The 19,124-nt window shown below is 69.5% G+C and carries 20 protein-coding genes and 1 tRNA gene; 11 read left to right on the top strand and 10 right to left on the bottom strand.

From position 1 onward, the window contains the following. The first annotated feature begins 27 nt into the window (after positions 1–27). Positions 28–396 (top strand): HNH endonuclease, encoded by a 369-nt coding sequence (locus LBN7_RS19995; protein WP_116635023.1) that lies wholly within the window; start codon positions 28–30, stop codon positions 394–396. Here LBN7_RS19995 and LBN7_RS19990 read toward each other — a convergent pair. Next, a complete protein-coding gene (locus tag LBN7_RS19990) occupies positions 393–1,277 on the bottom strand; it encodes an acyl-CoA thioesterase II (protein ID WP_116635022.1) in 885 nt (294 codons plus the stop codon). The two genes, LBN7_RS19995 and LBN7_RS19990, sit on opposite strands and share 4 nt — an antisense overlap. A gap of 50 nt (positions 1,278–1,327) precedes the next feature. Between LBN7_RS19990 and LBN7_RS19985 the strand changes: the two genes are divergently transcribed. Then, complete coding sequence (locus LBN7_RS19985) at positions 1,328–1,993, top strand: hypothetical protein (protein ID WP_116635021.1); 666 nt, start codon at positions 1,328–1,330, stop codon at positions 1,991–1,993. A 47-nt stretch (positions 1,994–2,040) separates the two neighbouring features. On the opposite strand, the gene LBN7_RS19980 is transcribed toward LBN7_RS19985, so the two are convergent. The 4 genes from LBN7_RS19980 to pepN all read right to left on the bottom strand — a co-directional run bounded on the left by LBN7_RS19980 (position 2,041) and on the right by pepN (position 7,856). After that, positions 2,041–3,699 carry an FAD-binding dehydrogenase gene (locus LBN7_RS19980; protein ID WP_407360601.1) on the bottom strand — a complete coding sequence of 553 codons (1,659 nt, stop codon included), beginning with the start codon at positions 3,697–3,699 and terminating at the stop codon, positions 2,041–2,043. Beyond that, positions 3,696–4,145: a globin gene (locus tag LBN7_RS19975; protein ID WP_116635019.1), complete on the bottom strand. Its 450-nt coding sequence runs from the start codon at positions 4,143–4,145 to the stop codon at positions 3,696–3,698. Before LBN7_RS19975 ends, LBN7_RS19980 begins: the two co-directional genes overlap by 4 nt. Beyond that, positions 4,142–5,215, bottom strand: a complete 1,074-nt coding sequence (locus LBN7_RS19970) for a mechanosensitive ion channel family protein (protein ID WP_407360600.1) — start codon at positions 5,213–5,215, stop codon at positions 4,142–4,144. Before LBN7_RS19970 ends, LBN7_RS19975 begins: the two co-directional genes overlap by 4 nt. Before the next feature lie 88 nt (positions 5,216–5,303). Further along, positions 5,304–7,856: an aminopeptidase N gene (pepN, locus tag LBN7_RS19965; RefSeq protein WP_116635017.1), complete on the bottom strand. Its 2,553-nt coding sequence runs from the start codon at positions 7,854–7,856 to the stop codon at positions 5,304–5,306. Between the two features lie 124 nt (positions 7,857–7,980). Between pepN and LBN7_RS19960 the strand changes: the two genes are divergently transcribed. Genes LBN7_RS19960 through LBN7_RS19940 form a run of 5 tightly spaced genes read left to right on the top strand, consistent with a single transcriptional unit; the run spans position 7,981 to position 12,847 of the window. Then, on the top strand, positions 7,981–9,165 hold the full coding sequence (locus LBN7_RS19960) for a ferrochelatase (RefSeq protein WP_407360599.1): 1,185 nt from the start codon (positions 7,981–7,983) through the stop codon (positions 9,163–9,165). 38 nt (positions 9,166–9,203) lie between these two features. Continuing rightward, positions 9,204–9,689 carry a ribose-5-phosphate isomerase gene (locus LBN7_RS19955; RefSeq protein ID WP_407360598.1) on the top strand — a complete coding sequence of 162 codons (486 nt, stop codon included), beginning with the start codon at positions 9,204–9,206 and terminating at the stop codon, positions 9,687–9,689. Position 9,690: 1 nt separating this feature from the next. Then, complete coding sequence (locus LBN7_RS19950) at positions 9,691–10,689, top strand: Fpg/Nei family DNA glycosylase (RefSeq protein WP_407360597.1); 999 nt, start codon at positions 9,691–9,693, stop codon at positions 10,687–10,689. Positions 10,690–10,712: 23 nt separating this feature from the next. Beyond that, positions 10,713–11,354 carry an FMN-binding negative transcriptional regulator gene (locus tag LBN7_RS19945; RefSeq protein ID WP_407360596.1) on the top strand — a complete coding sequence of 214 codons (642 nt, stop codon included), beginning with the start codon at positions 10,713–10,715 and terminating at the stop codon, positions 11,352–11,354. Then, positions 11,351–12,847 carry an amidohydrolase gene (locus LBN7_RS19940; RefSeq protein WP_407360595.1) on the top strand — a complete coding sequence of 499 codons (1,497 nt, stop codon included), beginning with the start codon at positions 11,351–11,353 and terminating at the stop codon, positions 12,845–12,847. The genes LBN7_RS19945 and LBN7_RS19940 overlap by 4 nt, the downstream gene beginning before the upstream one ends. Positions 12,848–12,915: 68 nt before the next feature. Here LBN7_RS19940 and LBN7_RS19935 read toward each other — a convergent pair whose 3' ends face one another. Further along, positions 12,916–13,401, bottom strand: a complete 486-nt coding sequence (locus LBN7_RS19935; protein WP_116635011.1) for a Dps family protein — start codon at positions 13,399–13,401, stop codon at positions 12,916–12,918. Positions 13,402–13,531: 130 nt separating this feature from the next. On the opposite strand from LBN7_RS19935, the gene LBN7_RS19930 reads away from it, so the two are divergent. Together LBN7_RS19930 and LBN7_RS19925 are read left to right on the top strand one after the other, a co-directional pair. Further along, positions 13,532–14,068 carry a gamma carbonic anhydrase family protein gene (locus LBN7_RS19930; protein ID WP_341945448.1) on the top strand — a complete coding sequence of 179 codons (537 nt, stop codon included), beginning with the start codon at positions 13,532–13,534 and terminating at the stop codon, positions 14,066–14,068. Between the two features lie 31 nt (positions 14,069–14,099). Beyond that, a tRNA-Ile gene (locus LBN7_RS19925) sits at positions 14,100–14,173 on the top strand. Between the two features lie 15 nt (positions 14,174–14,188). On the opposite strand, the gene LBN7_RS19920 is transcribed toward LBN7_RS19925, so the two are convergent. The 3 genes from LBN7_RS19920 to LBN7_RS19910 form a co-directional block, all read right to left on the bottom strand. After that, positions 14,189–14,506, bottom strand: a complete 318-nt coding sequence (locus LBN7_RS19920; RefSeq protein ID WP_116635009.1) for a hypothetical protein — start codon at positions 14,504–14,506, stop codon at positions 14,189–14,191. Between the two features lie 145 nt (positions 14,507–14,651). Beyond that, the gene (locus LBN7_RS19915; protein ID WP_407360594.1) at positions 14,652–15,611 is read right to left on the bottom strand and encodes a helix-turn-helix transcriptional regulator; all 960 of its coding nucleotides are present in this window, start codon (positions 15,609–15,611) and stop codon (positions 14,652–14,654) included. Between the two features lie 88 nt (positions 15,612–15,699). Beyond that, a complete protein-coding gene (locus LBN7_RS19910; RefSeq protein ID WP_407360593.1) occupies positions 15,700–16,425 on the bottom strand; it encodes a 3'-5' exonuclease in 726 nt (241 codons plus the stop codon). 66 nt (positions 16,426–16,491) lie between these two features. Between LBN7_RS19910 and LBN7_RS19905 the strand changes: the two genes are divergently transcribed. Next, positions 16,492–17,391: an alpha/beta fold hydrolase gene (locus LBN7_RS19905; protein ID WP_116635007.1), complete on the top strand. Its 900-nt coding sequence runs from the start codon at positions 16,492–16,494 to the stop codon at positions 17,389–17,391. On the opposite strand, the gene LBN7_RS19900 is transcribed toward LBN7_RS19905, so the two are convergent. Beyond that, positions 17,363–17,836: an Lrp/AsnC family transcriptional regulator gene (locus LBN7_RS19900; RefSeq protein ID WP_116635006.1), complete on the bottom strand. Its 474-nt coding sequence runs from the start codon at positions 17,834–17,836 to the stop codon at positions 17,363–17,365. The genes LBN7_RS19905 and LBN7_RS19900 overlap by 29 nt on opposite strands. A gap of 170 nt (positions 17,837–18,006) precedes the next feature. Between LBN7_RS19900 and pdhA the strand changes: the two genes are divergently transcribed. Beyond that, the gene (gene pdhA, locus LBN7_RS19895; RefSeq protein ID WP_407361737.1) at positions 18,007–19,122 is read left to right on the top strand and encodes a pyruvate dehydrogenase (acetyl-transferring) E1 component subunit alpha; all 1,116 of its coding nucleotides are present in this window, start codon (positions 18,007–18,009) and stop codon (positions 19,120–19,122) included. Positions 19,123–19,124 lie beyond the last annotated feature (2 nt).

Here is a 19,124-nt window from a genome sequence, read left to right as displayed (position 1 = left end):
CGCCCGCCGGCGCGGTACCGTCGTCGTGTGCCCTCACGCCGACGATTCCCCGCCACCACGTCAGCGGCCGCGCGTGCCCGCTACGCGAAGCGACGACAGCGCCGGCTCGACAAGGTGACCAACGACCTCACCGCGTCGCAGTGGGCCGATCTCGTTGCGGCCTGGGGCGGGTGCGCGTACTGCGGAGCCCAGGGTGACGGGCTCCAGCGCGACTGCATCATGCCGATCTCGCGGGGCGGACGCTACACGCTCGAGAACGTCGTCCCCGCCTGCGCGTCCTGCAACGCGAGCAAGAGCAACAGCGAGGTCACCGGGTGGCTGCGCCGCAAGAGGCTCGACGAGCGCGCCTTCCTCGTCCGCTACGCCGAGATCCTGCCCACGCTCACCGCGGACTAGTCGGCGGGGACGCGGATCATGATCTCCTGCGCGACGCTGGCGACGAGACCGCCCTCGCGGGAGTAGATCCGTCCGGTGGCGAGTCCTCGACCGCCCCGTGCGTTCGGCGACTCCTGCACGTACAGGAGCCACTCGTCCACCCGTGCCGGGCGGTGCCACCACATCGCGTGGTCGAGGCTCGCGACCTTGAGTCCCGGCATCGCCCAGTACACACCGTGCGCCCGCAGGATCGACTCCTGGATCGTCATGTCGCTCAGGTAGGCGAGCGCGGCGCGGTGCAGCCGCTGATCGTCGGGGAGCGGTGCGCGCATGCGCATCCACACCGCCTGCCTGGCCACATGCGGATCGTCGCTCGGCAGATAGAGGGGCGAGTCGACATGGCGGATATCTGCGGCTCGTTCGCTCAGCATCCGTGCTGTCCCGCCGGGGAGCCCCGCCACGCGGTCCTCGTCCGGCGAGAGATCCTCGGGCGCCGGCACATCCTCCGGCATCGGCTCCGCATGCTCGACACCCGGATCGGCATCTTGGAAGGACGCGATCATCGAGAAGATCGGCACGCCGTTCTGGTAGGCCTGGGAGCGCCGCGTCGAGAACGACCTGCCGTCGTGGATGCGGTCGACCGCGATCGTGATGCCCTGGCTCGCGTCCCCCGGCCGAAGGAAGTAGCCGTGCATCGAGTGGACGGCACGGTCCTCGGGGAGGGTGCGCTCGGCGGCGATGAGGCTCTGTGCCAGCACCTGCCCGCCGTAGATCCGGCCGGTCGGCATCGGATGAGATGCTCCGGTGAAGATGTCCTCGGTGGTTCGCGCCTGAGTCACCTCGAGATCGAGGACATCGAGCAGTCGCTCGACCGTCTGGGCGGCGTGGTCTTCGGGGCTCATTCTTTCCTCTCCGCGACCGCGGGCACCGGTCCGTTGGTAGTTTAGAGCTCGTGCCGCATCAGCTTCTCCTCGCCGACCCCGACACTGCGAAGGACGTCCTCACGTTCGTGGGGCGGGCGACGAGGATCACCGACGACGGTGTGCGGCTGCAGGCGTCGAGGGGAGTCCTCGCGCTGACCACGGCGGCTCTGGCTCCGCACGGGCTCTTCGACAGCACGCCGACCGTCCTCGCGATGCGCATCGTGCACGCCGACCCCGAGCTCGAATGCGACATCGTGGTCGATCAGCTCGCCGCGACCGACGATCCCCTGCAGCTGACGCTCCCGGAGACCGGGCTTTCGCCCGCGTGGGCCGGGGTGGCACCGCCGCGCGGGGACTGGACGCCGGCGGCGACGCTGCCGGCGTCGATGATCGCTCAACGCGCGCAGTGGGGCATCTCCGCCGTCGCGCGTGGCGCGACACCGGGCTCGGGCGAGGAGGCCGTCCGTGCGCTGCGGGCCGCGATCTGGGGCGAACCCGACGAGGATCTCGGCGGCCTGCCCCGCGGGATCGCCTTCGCCGCAGACGCCCTGGGCTTCATCTCGGGCGAGGAGGACGTGCCCGTGATGCAGTCGGGACGGTGGACCCGCCTGGCGTTCCGGCGCGGGCACGTGCTCGCTCGCGGACCGGTCGCATCCGGTCTGACCGCCGTCCGCGATACGGGCAGCGCCGGCTAGAGCCGCCCTCCGACGTTCTTCCCGACTGTTCACGGGCCGGAAGTACTTCAGCGAGAGGCGGCGCGTCCCGCCTGGCGACCGGAGAACAGGCATCCGCCGAGGAAGGTTCCCTCCAGCGCGCGGTACCCGTGGACCCCGCCGCCCCCGAAGCCGCTGGCCTCTCCGGCCGCGTACAGTCCGGGGATGGGGACTCCTGAGGCATCCAGCGCCCGCCCGTCGAGATCGGTGTTGATGCCACCCAGCGACTTCCGCGTGAGCACATGCAGTTTGACCGCGATGAGGGGACCGGCCGCCGGATCCTGCAGGCGATGCGGCGCCGCGGTGCGGATCAGCTTGTCGCCGCGGTAGCTGCGCATCGATCGCAGCATGCCGATCTGCGCGTCCTTGGTGAAGTCGTTGTCCATCTCGAGGTCGCGGGCGACGACCTCGCGGCGGACCGCGTCGATGTCGAGAGCCTCGCCGCCCGGATGCCGCTGCATCTGCTCGAGCAGGGATTCGAGATCGCCCTCGACGATGAAGTCCTCGCCTTCGTCGAGGAACGCCTGGACGGGACCGGTCGGACCCTTCGCGAGACGGGACTTGAGCAGCAGACCGACGTCCTTGCCGGTGAGATCCGGATTCTGCTCGCTGCCCGAGAGCGCGAACTCCTTCTCGACGATGCTCCGCGAGGTCACGAACCAGGAGTGGTCGTGACCGGTCGTGCGCAGATGCGCGAGGGTGCCGAGCGTGTCGAACCCGGGGAACAGCGGCACCGGAAGCCGCTTGCCGGTCGCATCGAGCCAGAGGGAGGACGGGCCGGGGAGGATCCGGATGCCGTGCGACGGCCAGACCGGATCCCAGTTCGTGATGCCCTCGACGTAGTGCCACATCCGGTCGCCGTTGATCAGGCGGGCGCCGGCGGCCTCGCTGACGGCCTGCATCGAGCCGTCGACGTACGCGGGAACCCCGGTGAGCATGTGCTCGGGCGGCGTGCCCAGGCGCGAGGGCCAGGCGGCCCGCACGAGGTCGTGGTTCCCTCCGATGCCGCCGGACGAGACGATCGTGGCGCCGGCAGAGATCTCGAAAGCGCCGATGACCTCGCGCGAGGACTCGGCGCCGCGACGCGCGCCGCTCGTCGCCAGCACCTCACCCCGTGCACCTGTGACGACCCCGTCGGTGACGATCAGCTCGGCCACGCGATGGCGCGGGAGCACCGTGAGATGCCCCTCGCGCTCTCCCTGTTCGATCGCGGCGGCGAACGGCGCGACGACCCCCGGCCCGGTTCCCCATGTGATGTGGAAGCGCGGAACCGAGTTGCCCGGCCCGAGGGCCCCGTAGCCTCCTCGTTCCGCCCAGCCGACGACGGGGAAGAACCCGACCCCGCGCTCGCGCAGCCAGGCGCGCTTCTCGCCGGCCGCGAACTGCAGATAGGCCTCCGCCCAACGCCTCGGCCATTCGTCCTCCGGGCGATCGAAGCCCGCGTTGCCGAACCAGTCCTGCGTCGCGAGCTCGAGCGAGTCCTTGATGCCGAGCCGCCGCTGCTCCGGCGAGTCGATGAAGAAGAGCCCGCCGAAGGACCACCACGCCTGTCCGCCGAGATTCGTCCGCGGCTCCTGGTCGATCAGGATCACGCGGCGCCCGGCCGCGAGGGCCTCGGCGGCGGCGACCAGCCCGGACAGCCCCCATCCGATCACCAGGACATCAGCGGACAGGGGCGTCTTCGTCATGAGTTCTCCGTTGATTCCTGACGTGATCGGGTCTCGAGCGTGGGACGCCCGCCCGTGGCGGTGCCGATCCCCGACGGCTCGAGTGTGTTCACCATGGCATAGGCGGCCCGCTCCAGGTAGTCCCAGAGCGTGGATTCGTGCAGGGGCGACAACTGCGCCTCGTCCACGGCGGTCCGCATGTGACGGAGCCAACGATCCCGCGCGTCGGGATCGACGTGGAACGGCATGTGCCGCATGCGCAGGCGTGGGTGCCCTCGCGTCTCGCCATAGGTCGTCGGGCCGCCCCAGTACTGCTCGAGGAACATCAGCAGCCGCTGCTCGGCGGGCCCGAGATCCTCCTCGGGGTACATCGGCTTGAGCACGGGATCGAGTGCCACCTCGCGGTAGAACACCGAGACGATCTTCGCGAACGTCTCGTGTCCGCCGACCTCGTCGTAGAACGTCACTTCTGGGGGCTCCCGTCGTCGGTCGGCTTCTTCCGCCGCCAGATCCCGCGATCCGGGATGACCGGGACTCCGGTCACGGCGTTGGGGCGGGTCCGGGGCGGATTCGCTCCGCGGACGCGACGCGCTCCGTCGAGTCCCGTCGGGGCGACCTCGACCATGCTCGGCACCGCGATCTCCTTCTCGGCCAGCGCAGCGCGAAGGCGACGGCGGAGCTCCTGCGCGACGTCGTCCTTCGCGTTGGCCCGCGCCTTGATCACGATGCGCACGACGAGCGCGTCACCGCCGATCGACTCGAGGCCCCAGAGCTCGGGCTTCTCGATGATGCGGGTGCGCCACTTGGGATCCTTGGCGAGCCCCTGCGCGGTCTCCAGCATCGTGTGCTCGACCTGTTCCAGGTCGGAATCCGCCGGTACGCCGAGATCGATGATCGCCCGCGCCCAGCCCTGCGACATGTTGCCGATGCGGGTCACTTCGCCGTTGCGCACGTACCAGAGGGTCCCGTTCACGTCGCGGACCTGGGTGATGCGCACGCTGACGTACTCGACCACGCCGCTCGCGAGGCCGAGGTCGACGACATCCCCGATGCCGATCTGGTCCTCTGCGACGATGAAGATGCCGTTGAGCACGTCCTTGACGATGTTCTGCGCGCCGAAGCCGAGACCCGCGCCGACAGCGGCCGTGAGCAGCGTCAGAGAACCGAGGAGGCCGGGGGAGAGGGCGCTGACGACGAGGACGAGCGCGATCACGACGAGCATCACGTTCACGATGTTCTGCAGGATCGTCCCGAGCGTGCGCGTGCGCTGCACGAGTCGCATGTCCGACAGCGGCGAGCGCTCGAGCGCCTGCGTGTCGTCGACGGCCGCCTTGTTCTTGGCGGTGTCGACGATGCGATGCACCACGCGACGGATGACGACGCGCAGGATGAGCCCGATCACGATGCAGCTGACGAGGATGAGCGCGACGGCGAGCGCCTTCATGCCGACGTCGCCGAGCACGAGGAGCGTCTGCTTCCACCACTCCGGGAGCTCTTCCGGCGTCGTCGGGGGTGCGTTCTCGAAGGGGATCATCATCACTCCGATCCTAGCGATCGGGCCTCTGCGCGGGCTGGATGCCGTACAGCCTCAGCGCCCGCTGCCGGACGCTGAGGCTGCACGGTGATCAGTCGTCCGCGTCGCGCGACTGCGCGGCCAGCGCGCGCTCGACGTCGGCCAGGTTCTCCAGGACGAGCCGACGCAGCGCCGGCGCGGCATCCTGGTTCCCGGCGAGCCAGGCGCGCGTGGCGTCACGCAGTGCGATGTCCGCGAGTGCCGTCGGGAACAGCCCGACGACGAGGTACTGCGCGATCTGGTACGAGCGCGACTCCCAGACGGGGAGCAGCATGTCGAAGTACGCCGGCACGAACTCGCGCAGGGCCGCGGCTCCGGCGGGGTGGACGAAGCCGAGCGCTGCCGATCGGACGATCGTGTTGGGAGCATCGTCGCGTTCGACGAGCGAGGCCCACGCGGCCTTCTTGGACGCCGCGTCGGGGAGGGCGGCACGGGCCTGGGCCGCGAACTCGCCGCCCTTGGCGGTGTTGTCCGCGGCAAGGGCGGCATCGATGGACCCGGCATCCGTCGCGCCGATGGTGGCGAGGCCGACGAGCAGCTGCCAGTTCAGGTCGGCGTCGATCTCGAGCCCGGGGAGGGTCTCCTCGCCGGAGCGCAGGCGCCCGACGATCCCGGCGTGCTCGGGCGTGACGAGGGCGTTCGCGAAGGCGGTGACGAACTGCAGCTGGCTGTCGCTGCCGGGCTGGGCGGCCTCGGCGAGGGCCCAGATGCCGTCGGCGACCTTCAGGCGAGCGGCCTCGCGGTCGGCGGGTGCCACGTAGAGCGTCGCCGCGGTCCGCAGCTGCCCGAGCGTGGTGCGGACGGTCGTGGACTCCGTCTCGCGGCCGATGTTGCCCAGCACGAGGTCGATGTAGTCGGATGCCGGGGTCTCGGCGTCGCGCGTCTGATCCCAGGCCGCGCCCCATACCAGCGAGCGGGCCAGCGGGTCATGGATGTCGGCGAGGTGGGCGATCGCGGTGGCCAGCGACTTCTCGTCGAGACGGATCTTGGCGTAGGCGAGATCGTTGTCGTTGAGAAGCACCAGATCGGGGCGCTTGATGCCCTGCAGCTCCGGCACCTCCGTGCGGTCTCCGTCGACGTCGACCTCGACGTAGTGCGTGCGCGTGAGCGATCCGTCGGCCAGCGTGTAGAAGCCGATGCCGAGGCGGTGCGGACGGATCGTCGGGTAGTCCGCCGGTGCCGTCTGGGTGACGGCGAACCGCGAGATGGTGCCGTCGCCGCCTTCGGCGATGACCGGCTCCAGGGTGTTGACGCCCGCGGTCTCGAGCCACTTCTTCGACCAGGTGCTGAGGTCGCGACCGCTCGTGGCCTCGAGCTCGGAGAGCAGGTCGCTCAGCTCGGTGTTGCCCCAGGAGTGCTTCTGGAAGTACTGCGAGACGCCGCCGAAGAACGCCTCGATCCCGACCCAGGCGGCGAGCTGCTTGAGGACGGAGCCGCCCTTGGCGTAGGTGATCCCGTCGAAGTTGACCTGCACGTCCTCGAGGTCGTTGATCTCGGCGACGATCGGATGCGTGGAGGGAAGCTGGTCCTGGCGGTACGCCCAGGTCTTCTCCATAGCGTTGAACGTGGTCCATGCCTCGGTCCACTCGGTGGCCTCGGCGGTGGCGATGGTCGACGCCCACTCGGCGAACGACTCGTTGAGCCAGAGGTCGTTCCACCACTTCATGGTGACCAGGTCGCCGAACCACATGTGCGCCAGCTCATGCAGGATCGTGACGACACGGCGCTCCTTGACGGCGTCGGTCACCTTGCTGCGGAACACATAGGTCTCGGTGAACGTGACGGCGCCCGCGTTCTCCATCGCGCCGGCGTTGAACTCGGGCACGAAGAGCTGGTCGTACTTCGCGAACGGATAGGGCACGCCGAACTTCGACTCGTAGTAGGCGAAGCCCTCGCGGGTCTTGTCGAAGATGTAGTCCGCGTCGAGGTGCTGCCACAGGCTCTTGCGGCCGTAGACGCCGAGGGGGATGACCCGGCCGGACGCGCTCGTCAGCTCCGAGAATGTCGACTCGTAAGGCCCTGCGACGAGCGCCGTGATGTACGAGGAGATGCGGGGAGTGGGCTCGAAGCCCCAGGTCGCGATCGAGTCGTCGTCGTGGACGATCGGCTCGGGCGTCGGCGAGTTGGACACGACCTTCCACGCCGAAGGCGCCGTGATCGTGAACTGGAACGTGGCCTTCAGATCGGGCTGCTCGAAGACCGCGAACACTCGACGGGAGTCCGGGACCTCGAACTGGGAGTAGAGGTAGACCTCGTCGTCGACCGGATCGACGAAGCGGTGCAGTCCCTCTCCGGTGTTCGTGTACAGGCAGTCCGCGTCGACGACCAGCACGTTCTCCGCCTGGAGCCCCGTGAGGGCGATGCGCGAATCGGCGAAGACCTCGTCGGGATCGAGCTGCTCGCCGTTGAGGGAGATCTCGCGGACCTCGCGCGCGATCAGATCGATGAAGGTGAAGCTCTCAGGGGTCGCGCTGAAGCGCACGACGCTGCGGGAGCCGAAGACCTCGGCACCCTTGGTCAGATCGAGGGCCACCTCGTACGACTGGGTGTCGACGACGTCGCGGCGCTCCTGCGCTTCGATGCGGGTGAGGTTCTCTCCAGGCACAGATGTACTCCCAGGGGTGAGGGGATGTCACCGGAGTCGGGCGCAGTTGGCGCCGACGGCAACCCTGACAGCCTACGCCAGAGCAGCGGACGCCCTCACGCCGGAGAGGTGAAAGGATGGGAGAGTGACTGCGATCGAGCCGAACACCGTCCTCTTTGCCTCGCCTGCCGCTGCCGGCGGTGCCCCCTTCGTGACGACCCCGGTCGCTTACGACGGCATCCTGCTGGCGGGCTTCGGGGGACCGGAGGGGCAGGACGACGTGATCCCGTTCCTCCGCAACGTCACGAGAGGGCGTGGCATCCCGGACGAGCGCCTGGAGGAGGTCGCACACCACTATCGCCACTTCGGCGGTGTGAGCCCGATCAACGGCCAGAACCGTGTGCTCAAGGAGGCGCTGGAGGCGGAGCTGGCTGCTCGCGGGATCGACCTCCCCGTCTACTGGGGCAATCGGAACTGGGCCCCGTATCTCGACGAGGTCGTCACGGAGGCCTCGGCCCAGGGGCACAACACGCTCCTCGCCTTCGCGACGAGCGCCTACAGCTCGTTCTCCAGCTGCCGTCAGTACCGCGAGGACTTCGCACGGGTCCTGGAGGACACCGGCCTGGGCGAGACCGTCACGATCGACAAGATCCGCCCCTTCTACGACCACCCGGGCTTCGTCGAGGCCTTCGAGACCGGGGTGCGCGAGGCCGTCGAGGGCTTCCTCGCCGCGGGCATCGCCGCCTCCGACATCCAGATCCTCTTCTCGACGCACAGCATCCCCACGGCCGACGCGGAGCGGTCGGGCGCGCGTGACATCGACTGGGGTGAGGGCGGAGCCTATGCGGCGCAGCACCTGGCGGTGGCCGCGTGGGTCATGGATCGCGTCCGCGCGAGCGTGCCTGCTGCGGCGGACGTCTCCTGGGAGCTCGTGTACCAGTCGCGTTCCGGGCCCGCATCCCAGCCCTGGCTCGACCCCGACGTCTGCGACGTGATCGGCGAGCTGCCCGCCCGCGGGCGCAAGGCCGTGGCCGTCGTCCCCGTCGGGTTCATGAGCGATCACATGGAGGTCCTGTGGGACCTCGACACGGAGGCGGCCGAGGCCGCGGAAGAGGCGGGGCTCGCGTTCACGCGCACTCCCACTCCGGGTGTCTCCCCGTCGTTCGTGGCCGGGATCGTCGATCTGATCGAGGAGCGGCTCCAGGGCCGGCCCAACGAGGAGCGCGCGCACGTCACCGCGCTCCCGGGCGGCTTCGACGTCTGCCGTCCCGGATGCTGCGAGAACATCCGCGCGGGATTCAAGCCGGCCGCCGCGGGCGTCTCACCCTGACATCCCGTCCGGCGTCCGCCGCTTCTAGGATGGGAGCCATGCGCATCCACATCGCCACCGACCACGCAGGTCTCGACTTCTCCACGCAGCTGCAGGACCACCTGCGCAGCGGCGGACATGACGTCATCGATCACGGTCCGATCGTCTACGACGCCGTCGATGACTACCCCGCGTTCTGCATCCGAGCGGCGCAGGCGGTCGTCGCCGACCAGGCGGCGGGGGTGGAGGCGCTCGGGATCGTGTTCGGCGGCTCCGGCAACGGCGAGCAGATCGCCGCGAACAAGGTGCACGGCATCCGGGCGGCTCTCGTGTGGAACCTCTCGACGGCGGAGCTGGCGCGCGAGCACAACGACGCCAACGTGATCTCCATCGGCGCACGGCAGCACACCTACGAGGAGGTGACCGCGCTGATCGACCGGTTCATCGCGACGCCGTTCTCCGGTGAGGAGCGCCATGTGCGTCGGATCGGACAGATCGCGGACTTCGAGCGCGACGGCTCGCTCCTCCCGGACCCGAGGGGCTGACATGCCTGAGGGGCATTCCGTCCACCGCATCGCCCGACAGTTCGACCGGAACTTCGTGGGCAAGACCCTGCGGGCATCGAGTCCGCAGGGACGGTTCGCCGAGGGCGCGGCCGTTCTCGACGGTCGGGCCGCGGTGAGCGTCAAGGCCGTGGGCAAGCAGATGTTCCTCGAGGCGGAAGGCGACCTCTGGCTGCGCGTGCACCTGGGCCTCTACGGCGCGTGGGACTTCGCGGGGGAGATCCTCCTCGACCCCACGATCGCCTCTGCCAACGGCCGGATGGGGCAGACCAATCAGCGCGGCACGGTCCTGGACGAACCGATCCTCGACGGTGCCGGAGAGAACTCCCTGTCCTCGATCGGCGCCCCGCGGCGCACGCGCGTGCATGTGCGGATGTCGGAGCAGACCAAGGGTCTGGCCGACGACGGCATGCAGTGGCCGCCTCCGATCGTCGGTCAGGTGCGCCTGCGGCTGATGACCGACATCACGGCGGCCGACCTGCGCGGGCCGACCGCCTGCGTCCTCCAGACCCCTGACGAGATGCTGGCGACCGTCGCGAAGCTCGGCCCCGATCCGCTCGTCGGAGATCCGGTCGAGAACGAGGAGCGGTTCGTCCGCGCCGTCGGCAAGACGCAGACCGTCATCGCGCTGCTGCTGATGGACCAGTCGGTCGTGAGCGGCATCGGCAACGTCTACCGTGCGGAGATGCTCTACCGGCAGCGCCTCAACCCGCACACTCCCGGCCGCGATGTGCCGGAGGAGATCGTCCGCGCGCTGTGGCACGACTGGGTGCGGCTGCTCGCGATCGGCGTCGAGACCGGCCAGATGATGACGATGGATGATCTGTCGCCGGACGAGTACCGGGCCGCCATGGCGAGCCGAGACGATCGTCACTGGGTCTATCACCGTGCAGGTCTGCCGTGCCGCGTGTGCGGCACCGAGATCGCTCTCGAGGAGATCGGCGCCCGCAAGCTGTACTGGTGTCCTCGCTGCCAGGCGTGACAGACCCGCTCTAGGCTGGATTCATGCGACAGAATCCGAGCTTCACGCTGGCCGACGTCACCGAGATCCGTCGCGTGGTCGACGCCAATCCGTGGGCGAACATCGTCAGCGCAGGTGAAGATGGACTCGTCGCCTCGCACTACGTGGTGCTGCTGGACGATTCGCGGGACGACCTCACGGTCGTGGGTCACGTCGGTCGCCCCGACGACCTGATCCACGGCATGGGGGACCGCGAGCTTCTGGTGATCTTCCAGGGGCCGCACGGCTACGTGTCGCCCGGCTGGTACGGCGATGTGCAGGCGGTTCCGACCTGGAACTACACCGCCGTGCACCTCTCCGGCGTGCCGGAGATCCTGAGCGACGAGGAGAACCTCGAGGTGCTCGATCGTCTGGTCCAGCGCTTCGAGGAGCGGATGCCGGATCCCCGGCTGATGTGGGAGCGACCGAACGACCCCGCTTTCGTGCAGCGTCTGGCCGCGGGCACGGTGGGCTTCCGCCTGACGCCGACGCGGGTGGTCGCGAAGCGGAAGCTCAGCCAGAACAAGCCGGCGGAGACGATCGAGGCGGTGATCTCCGCGCTGTCGGAAGACGGTCCGTACGCGAACCGCGAACTCGCCGCGGAGATGCGCCGCGCGCAGGACGCGCGCACGGGAGCACAGCGTTGACCGCGCGGGAGACGGTCGTCGGTACCGTCCGAGCCGCACGGATCGCGGGGCCCGGCCGCGAGTTCCTGATCGATGACGAACCGGTCGACATCTTCCTCGAGGACGGTCGGATCGCCGACATCGCGCCGACCGGGGCGCTGTCGGCCAGAGGCGAGGTCGTGGATGCGGGCGGCGCCTGGGCGATCCCGGGGCTCTGGGACAATCACGTGCACACCGTGCAGTGGGCGCTGGCCGAGGAGCGCGCACCGCTCGGAGAGGCTGACTCGGCCGCGGCGGCAGCGCGGCTCATGAGCGAAGCGCGGCTGCTCCCGGACGGACGACGTGTGGGCAGCGGTTTCCGGGATGCGCTCTGGACGGATGCACCGTCCCTCGAGCTCCTGGATGCTGCGACAGGAGCCGTACCCGCCTATCTCATCAACGCCGACGTGCACAGCGTGTGGCTGAACTCCGCCGCGCTCGCCCGCGAGGGATTCCGGAGCCCGGACGGGATGCTGCGCGAAGAGGACGCGTTCGAGATCTCCCGGCGTCTCAACGCCGCCGATCCCGTGCACGGCGACCGGGCGGTGCGGAGCGCGGGTGAACGCGCCGCAGCGCGAGGCATCACCGGCCTCGTCGACTTCGACATGGCCTGGAACGCCGACGCCTGGCCACGACGGGTCGCCGCCGGGTTCGCCGCGCATCGCGTCGAGTTCGCGGTATACCCGTTCGACCTCGATCGAGCGATCGCGTCCGGTCTGCGGACAGGCGAGGTCCACGAGGACCCTGACGGCCCGGAAGCGGGACGCGGACTCATCCGCGTGGGCTCCCTCAAGGTGATCACCGACGGCTCGCTCGGCACCAGGACGGCCGCGTGTTCGCACGCCTATCCCGGCGACCCGCACGACTTCGGGATGCTGACGGTCTCGCCGGACGCACTGGTGGAGCTGCTGACCCGCGCCACCGGCGCCGGTCTGGCCGCCGCGGTGCACGCGATCGGCGACCGCGCGACGACCTCGGCGCTCGACGCCTTCACGGTCGCCGGGGCTGTCGGCACCATCGAGCACGCGCAACTCGTGCGCCACGCCGATCTCGCCCGGTTCGCGCGGCTCGGCGTCGCCGCGAGCGTGCAGCCGCAGCACGCGCTCGACGACCGCGACCTCGTGGCGCGGCACTGGGCGGAGCAGACGGCGATCAGCTACCCGCTCGCGTCGTTGCGCAATGCCGGAGCGGAGCTGCGGTTCGGCTCCGATGCGCCCGTCGCGGACCTCGACCCGTGGCAGGCGATATCCGCCGCCGTATCCCGGACCGACGACGACCGCGCGCCCTGGCATCCCGAGGAGACGCTGACGGTCGATCAGGCGATCGAGGCGAGCGTGCGTTCCGCACTCCGACCGGGCGAGGTCGCCGACATCGTGCTCTGCGGTGAGGACCCGCGCACGGCGACAGCGCCGGGTCTGCGTGAGATGCCGGTCGTCGCGACGATTCTCGGCGGACGCGTCACCTACGCGCAGTAGCGGACTCCGCACACGCGAAAGGGCGGGCCCCGGTGATACCGAGGACCGCCCTTCCGAGTGCTGCTGCGTCAGGCCGCGATGTGCGAGACGAGGAACCAGCGGTCCTTGTCGAGGCCGCGCTGGATCTCGATCGCGACGTCCTGGCTCGTCAGGTCGACCTCGTCGAGGCCGTCGACGGCGGCGCGGACATCGACGAGGATGGCATCGATATCGGCGATGACGGCACGGATGAGCTCGTCCGACTGGGTGAAGCCGGCGGGGACACCCGTCGCTCCGGCCTTCGCCGCCACAGCGCTCACGCGGGCGTCGATCGGGAGCCCGAGGGCGACGATGCGCTCCGCGGCGGTGTCGGCGAAGTCACCCGCGTGGGCGACGATCGTGTCGAGCAGCTCGTGGACGCCGACGAAGTTCGCGCCACGGACGTGCCAGTGGGCCTGCTTGCCGTTGACGGTCAGCGCCTGGAGGCCGAGCACGACGGGGGAGAGGAACTGCGCGGCGCCGGCGGCGACGGTCGGGTCGACAGCGGTGGTGGAAACGGTCTGTGCCTTGCTCATCTTCTGCTCCTCAAGAGGGAAATCTCGTATCTGTTGAAGACAACGCTACTCACGCTCAGACATTCCGCAAGCAAGCTGAGGCTCGGCTCACTTCCGCGTGATTCCGCGGAAGTGAGGGTAGTCTCACCTCATGACCATCGCCTCAGACGCCTCCGTTCTCGCTCTGCCGAACAGCACGCCGTCGATCGACGCCTCCGCGTTCGTCGCGGCCGGCGCGCGCGTCGTCGGCGACGTCGCCCTCGCGGCCGGCGCCAGCGTCTGGTACAACGCGGTGCTCCGCGGTGACTCCGCCGGGATCGTCATCGGGCCGGGCAGCAATGTGCAGGACAACGTGTCGGTGCACGTGGATGCCGGCCACCCCGTGGTCGTGGGATCGAAGGTGTCGATCGGACACAACGCGGTCGTGCACGGCTGCACCATCGGCGACGGCTCGCTCATCGGAATGGGGTCGGTGATCCTCAGCGGTGCTGTGATCGGCGAGGGATGCCTGATCGCGGGGGGCGCCGTCGTGCTCGGCGGCACGGAGATCCCGGCGGGGTCCCTCGTCGCCGGCGTCCCCGCGAAGGTGCGCCGGTCGCTCAGCGAGGAGGAGCGTGCCGGGTTGGTCGCGAACGCCGAGATCTACCTGGGCCACCTGCAGACGCACGCCGCCGCGTCTCCGGTGTGACCCGGACCGGCCGCTAGGCTGGAGCGCGTACGGGGCGGTGGCCAAGCTGGTTAAGGCAGTGGGCTCATAACCCAACGATCGCGGGTTCAAGTCCCGCCCGCCCTACCGTTCGTGATGTCGTCAGTCGGACGCGGCGCTCTCGAGATGCTCGTCGACGAGCATCATGCCCCCGCTGGAGTTCGCGGAGTGCGCGAGATCCTCGATCCAGCTGCGGCTGAGCTCCGGCGTCTCCGGCTCCTGGAAGACGAAGCGCAGCGGGATGGAGGGGTGCAGCCAGAGCGTCGATCGACCCGGCGCGTCGCCCTCGGGGTGCCGCCACGACAGCGTGAAGCTCTCATTGCGCCGCAGCTTCGTCGCGATGACGACCTTCAGGTGGGCGAGCGCGCGGTCCTCGATCTGGATCGGGTCCTGGGCGTCGCCGTAGTACAGGCTTCCCATGGTCAGCAGGCGTCTCGGGAGACGACGGGCGCGTGGGTCATGGAACTCCTCGGGGGACGGCGTTTCCGACCGAACGGCGGTCCGGGGATGGTTGAACTCTAATCGAACGGATGAGCCCCGATTCGCCGCAGTCCGGAACCCGCCGTCACGGACGAACAGAATCTTCGCCTGGTGTCACGCGGCGGGCGGAATCGGCGATCACGGCAGGGGTCTCGCCGTAGGCCTCACGGTACGCCGCCGTGAAACGAGACGGATGGCTGAAGCCCCAGCGTCGAGCGATCGCCCGGACGGACACGCCCTCGCCCCGTTCGAGATCCCGGCGAGCACCGTCGAGACGCGCGCGTCGCAGGGCGTCGGTCGGAGTGATGTCCAGGGCGCGACGGAACGCGTACTGGAGGCCTCTCGTCGAGATGAAGGACGCGTTCGCGACGTCATCGACGGTGATCGGCAGATGCGCGTTCTCCTCGATGTAGGAGAGCGCGCGCCGCACCGTCACCGGCGCACCGGAGCGCTGCGGGGGCCGACGCATCGACTCCGCCAGTGTCGTGGGGAACGTGGACAGCGTCATCATGAGCGCGTGCCGCTCGAACTCGGACAGGAGGATGCGGTCGTCGCCGGGCTCGTCTCCCAGGGAGGAGTCGAGGTAATGGAACATCCGCTCCCACTGCGCTGCCGCGGCTGCCGAGCGGGGGGCGAGGCCGAGGGCGCGCAACTCGATGCCGTCGTCGCCTGTCAACTGCCTGGCGCGTTCCTGCGCCGCCTCGCGGTCGAACACGAGCGCCCTGACGCGCGCCGAACGGCTCCACTGCGCGTGAACCTGAGCGCCGTCGGTCAACCAGGGCAGGCGGGCGTCGAGTGTCCGGCCTTCCGACCAGACGTGGACGTCGGGGGAGTCGACGCGACACACCAGGAGCTGGTCGTGCGGTTCGGCGGCGGAGCGGACCTGAGCCGCGAGGTCGTATCGAACGAGCGTCGCGCTCCCGAGATCGGCGGATCGCCAGTCGAAACGGAACCGCTCAGGGTCCACCTTCTGCAGCGCCGCGGACGGCACGAACTGCTGCCATGTGGACTCCACGTCATCGACGTTCCTGGACGTGAACCGCATCGCCTGCTTCCTCCTCGCACTGCACGACATGGGCGCCATTGTGGAGAGTAGTCGAATCGACGGCGTCGGGAGAAGTCGCGGCTGGCGGTCAGTCTGTCGTGGGCGGCGACGTGCGCACGGGCCAGGCGCCGTTGAGGCGCTGTTCCGGCTCGAGACGCCCGACGCTGATGAAGTACTCCGTGAGGCTTGCAGCCTGCGATCGAGCCCAGCCGATCTGACGGGTGTGGAGCTCGGTGAGCGTCGGAGGGAGGGAGAACTGGCGTGCCAGCGCCTGAGCCACGCGGCCGGCGGCGATCGCGTCGGCCGACGCCTCATGTGCATCGTCGAGAGGGACCGCGTAGTGCTCGGCGACGACCTCGAGGGTTCGCTTGCCGCGGCGGTACCGGTCGTAGGCCTTGTCGATGACGAACGGATCGATGACGGGGGCGGGGTCGACGAGCGGCTCGATCCCGTGCCTGGTGGCTTCGTGGGCGAGCAGGGAGAAGTCGTAGGCGGCGTTGTAGGCGACGACAGGAACCCCCTGCCCGAGGAGGGAACGCAGGGCGGCCGTGACCTCGGCGATCACCTCGGGCGCCGGCCGACCGTGCTCGCGCGCGTATCCGGTCGTGATGCCGTGCACCGCCGTCGCGCCGTCCGGGATCGCGATGCCGGGATCGGCGAGCCAGGTGCGCGCCGCGATCTGACGGCCCTCGGCGTCGAGGACCCCCACGTGCGCGCTGACCACACGGTCGGAAGCGACGTCGATGCCGGTCGTCTCGAGGTCGAACACCGCGACGCGGGTGAGCCAGGCGGGAAGCGCAGGACCGGGTGACATGCCCTCACCGTAGAGCCGCCGTCGGACATTCAGGAGAAGGCGCACTGCGGCTCGTAGACTCGGAGCATGACGGTGCCTTCTCCCTACGCCGACCGACTCCGCCGACTGCCGGTGCAGCGACACGAGGTCCCCGTTCGCGGCGGCGTCACCGCGTACTGGGAGTACGGTCCGACGGATGCCGAGACCACGGTCGTGGCGGTGCACGGCTTCCGCGGTGAGCATCACGGCCTCGAGCCCGTGCTCGCCTACCTCCCCGAGGTCAGGGTGATCGCGCCGGATCTCCCGGGGTTCGGCGAGTCCGCGCCCCTTCCCGGACGCACGCACGACCTCGACGAGTACGCGGCCTGGCTCACCGACTTCACCGCGGCCGTCGCGCCGGGAGCCGTCATCCTCGGCCACTCCTTCGGGTCGATCGTCACGGCCGCCGCGGTCGCCGGCGGCCTCGCGACGCCGCGGATGATCCTGCTCAACCCGATCGGCGCCCCCGCGCTGGAGGGGCCCAAGGGGCTCATGACGCGGCTGGCTGTGCTGTACTACGCACTCGGGGCGCGTCTACCGGAGCGGCTCGGGACGGCGCTGCTGCGGAACCGGGTCATCGTGCGGGTGATGAGCATCACGATGGCGAAGACGAAGGACGCATCGCTCCGACGCTTCATCCACGACCAGCACGACACGTACTTCTCACGGTTCTCCGATCGGGACGTGCTGCGCGACGCGTTCGTCGCGAGCGTGTCGCACGACGTCCGGGAGTTCGCCTCGGACATCGACGTCCCGACGCTCCTGGTCGCCGCCGAGCGCGACGACATCACCCCTATCGAGGCCGAGCGGACGCTCGCCGCGCTCTTCGACGACGCCACTCTGGTCGAGATCGCCCACGTCGGGCATCTCATCCACTACGAGACGCCGGCGGAGGCCGCCGGGGCGGTTCGTCGGTTCCTCAGGATTCCCGTCTCGCGAGGCCGATGAGTCCGGCGACCCGGAACGGGATCACCTCGCCCATCGCGAGCGAGGTCTCGGTCCTCTCGACGCCTTCGATCGACAGGATCCGGGCGTCGGTGTCGAACAGGTGCCTGGCGTCACGGCAGGCGACGCGAGCGAGAAGATCGATCGAACCGCTCAGCCCGTGAGCCTGGACGATCTCGGGGATGCGCGCGAGCTCGTTGATGATCCGAGGCAGCTCGGGCTGCCGGACGCCGATGTTGACGAACGCCTGCAGCGGGAAGCCGAGCACATCGGGGGAGAAGGATCGCTCGTACGAGAGGAAGACCCCCGTCTGCTCGAGGCGTGCCATCCGGGCCTGGATCGTGTTGCGCGAGAGCTTGAGGTTCTCTGCGAGCGCGACGACCGTGATGCGCGGATCGGCCGCCAGAGCGGCGAGGAGTTCGAGATCGATGCGGTCCAGTCCAGACATAGTGCCAAACCTTAGCAGGACGCGGATCGCCGAAATTGAGCAACATGCTCAAGCGCATTGCAATTGCTTGAGCGAGGTGTTGAGCGGACGTAGCCTCAAAGCAGGCCGGTGATGTCGCCGGTGCCGCCGCGAGCACCCCACGAGGGCCGCTGAGGACTTGGAGGACGATGATGTCACCGCAGATCACGCCCATCGCTGACACCGCCCAGGATCTGGAGCTCTCCGAGCGCATCCTGGCTCCGGACGGATCGCGCATCGCGAACCCCCGACTGGACGCCTTCGTGGCCGACGTGGATGCCGAGCAGCTGCGCGCCCTGCATCGTGACATGGTGATCCTCCGGCGCATCGACGCGGAGGGCGTCGCCCTCCAGCGCCAGGGGCAGCTCGGTCTCTGGGCCCCGTGCCAGGGGCAGGAGGCGACGCAGATCGGCACAGCGCGGGCCCTGGCCCCGCAGGACTACGTCTTCCCCAGCTACCGCGAGACCGGCGTCATCTACGCCCGCGGGGCGCAGCCCGGCGACTACGTCCGCATGTGGCGCGGCGAGGAGGGCGCGGGACACGATCCGGAGACTCTTCGCGTCGCTCCGTTGCAGATCATCATCGGTGCGCAGACGCTGCACGCCGTGGGCTACGCCCTGGGCATCCGTCACGAGGGTGCAGACGAAGTCGCTGTGACGTACTTCGGCGACGGCGCGACGAGCCAGGGAGACGTCAATGAGGCGATGATCTTCGCCTCCTCGTACCAGGCGCCCGTCGTCTTCGTCTGCCAGAACAACCACTGGGCGATCTCCGAGCCGGTGGCGGTGCAGTCCCAGTTCCCGATCGCGGGACGTGCGCCGGGCTTCGGCATCCCGAGCCTGCGCGTCGACGGCAACGACGTGCTCGCGTGCATGGCCGCGATGCGCTGGGCGCTCGACCACGCGCGCTCCGGCAAGGGGCCTGCGTACATCGAGGCCGTGACCTATCGGATGGGCCCGCACACGACCGCGGACGACCCCACGCGCTACCGTGACGACGCGGAACTGGAATCCTGGCGCCGCCGCGATCCCATCGCACGCCTCGAGCAGCATCTGCGAAACGCCGGCGAACTCACCGACACCCACGTCGCCGAGACCCAGGCCGCCGCTGACGCGGTCGCCAAGGACATGCGCGCCGCGTGCCTCGGCATGGTCACCCGGCCGCCGCTCGCCGTGTTCGACGGCGTGTACGCCGAGCCCCACACCGGACTCGAGCGCCAGCGCGACGAGTACGCCGCGTACCTCGCGTCGTTCGAAGTCGAGGCGTGACC

The organism is Microbacterium sp. LBN7 (assembly GCF_045690345.1).
Classification (GTDB): domain Bacteria; phylum Actinomycetota; class Actinomycetes; order Actinomycetales; family Microbacteriaceae; genus Microbacterium.
Note: the sequence above shows the minus strand (reverse complement) of the source record. Positions and strands in the feature narration are given on the sequence as shown.

Coding starts and splice junctions, on each gene's coding strand:
- LBN7_RS19990 (WP_116635022.1), bottom strand. CDS start 1,277: ATGAGCCCCGAAGACCACGCCGCCCAGACGGTCGAGCGACTGCTCGAT.
- LBN7_RS19980 (WP_407360601.1), bottom strand. CDS start 3,699: ATGACGAAGACGCCCCTGTCCGCTGATGTCCTGGTGATCGGATGGGGG.
- LBN7_RS19970 (WP_407360600.1), bottom strand. CDS start 5,215: ATGATGATCCCCTTCGAGAACGCACCCCCGACGACGCCGGAAGAGCTC.
- LBN7_RS19955 (WP_407360598.1), top strand. CDS start 9,204: ATGCGCATCCACATCGCCACCGACCACGCAGGTCTCGACTTCTCCACG.
- LBN7_RS19950 (WP_407360597.1), top strand. CDS start 9,691: ATGCCTGAGGGGCATTCCGTCCACCGCATCGCCCGACAGTTCGACCGG.
- LBN7_RS19945 (WP_407360596.1), top strand. CDS start 10,713: ATGCGACAGAATCCGAGCTTCACGCTGGCCGACGTCACCGAGATCCGT.
- LBN7_RS19935 (WP_116635011.1), bottom strand. CDS start 13,401: ATGAGCAAGGCACAGACCGTTTCCACCACCGCTGTCGACCCGACCGTC.
- LBN7_RS19930 (WP_341945448.1), top strand. CDS start 13,532: ATGACCATCGCCTCAGACGCCTCCGTTCTCGCTCTGCCGAACAGCACG.
- LBN7_RS19920 (WP_116635009.1), bottom strand. CDS start 14,506: ATGGGAAGCCTGTACTACGGCGACGCCCAGGACCCGATCCAGATCGAG.
- LBN7_RS19915 (WP_407360594.1), bottom strand. CDS start 15,611: ATGCGGTTCACGTCCAGGAACGTCGATGACGTGGAGTCCACATGGCAG.
- LBN7_RS19910 (WP_407360593.1), bottom strand. CDS start 16,425: ATGTCACCCGGTCCTGCGCTTCCCGCCTGGCTCACCCGCGTCGCGGTG.
- LBN7_RS19905 (WP_116635007.1), top strand. CDS start 16,492: ATGACGGTGCCTTCTCCCTACGCCGACCGACTCCGCCGACTGCCGGTG.
- LBN7_RS19900 (WP_116635006.1), bottom strand. CDS start 17,836: ATGTCTGGACTGGACCGCATCGATCTCGAACTCCTCGCCGCTCTGGCG.
- pdhA (WP_407361737.1), top strand. CDS start 18,007: ATGTCACCGCAGATCACGCCCATCGCTGACACCGCCCAGGATCTGGAG.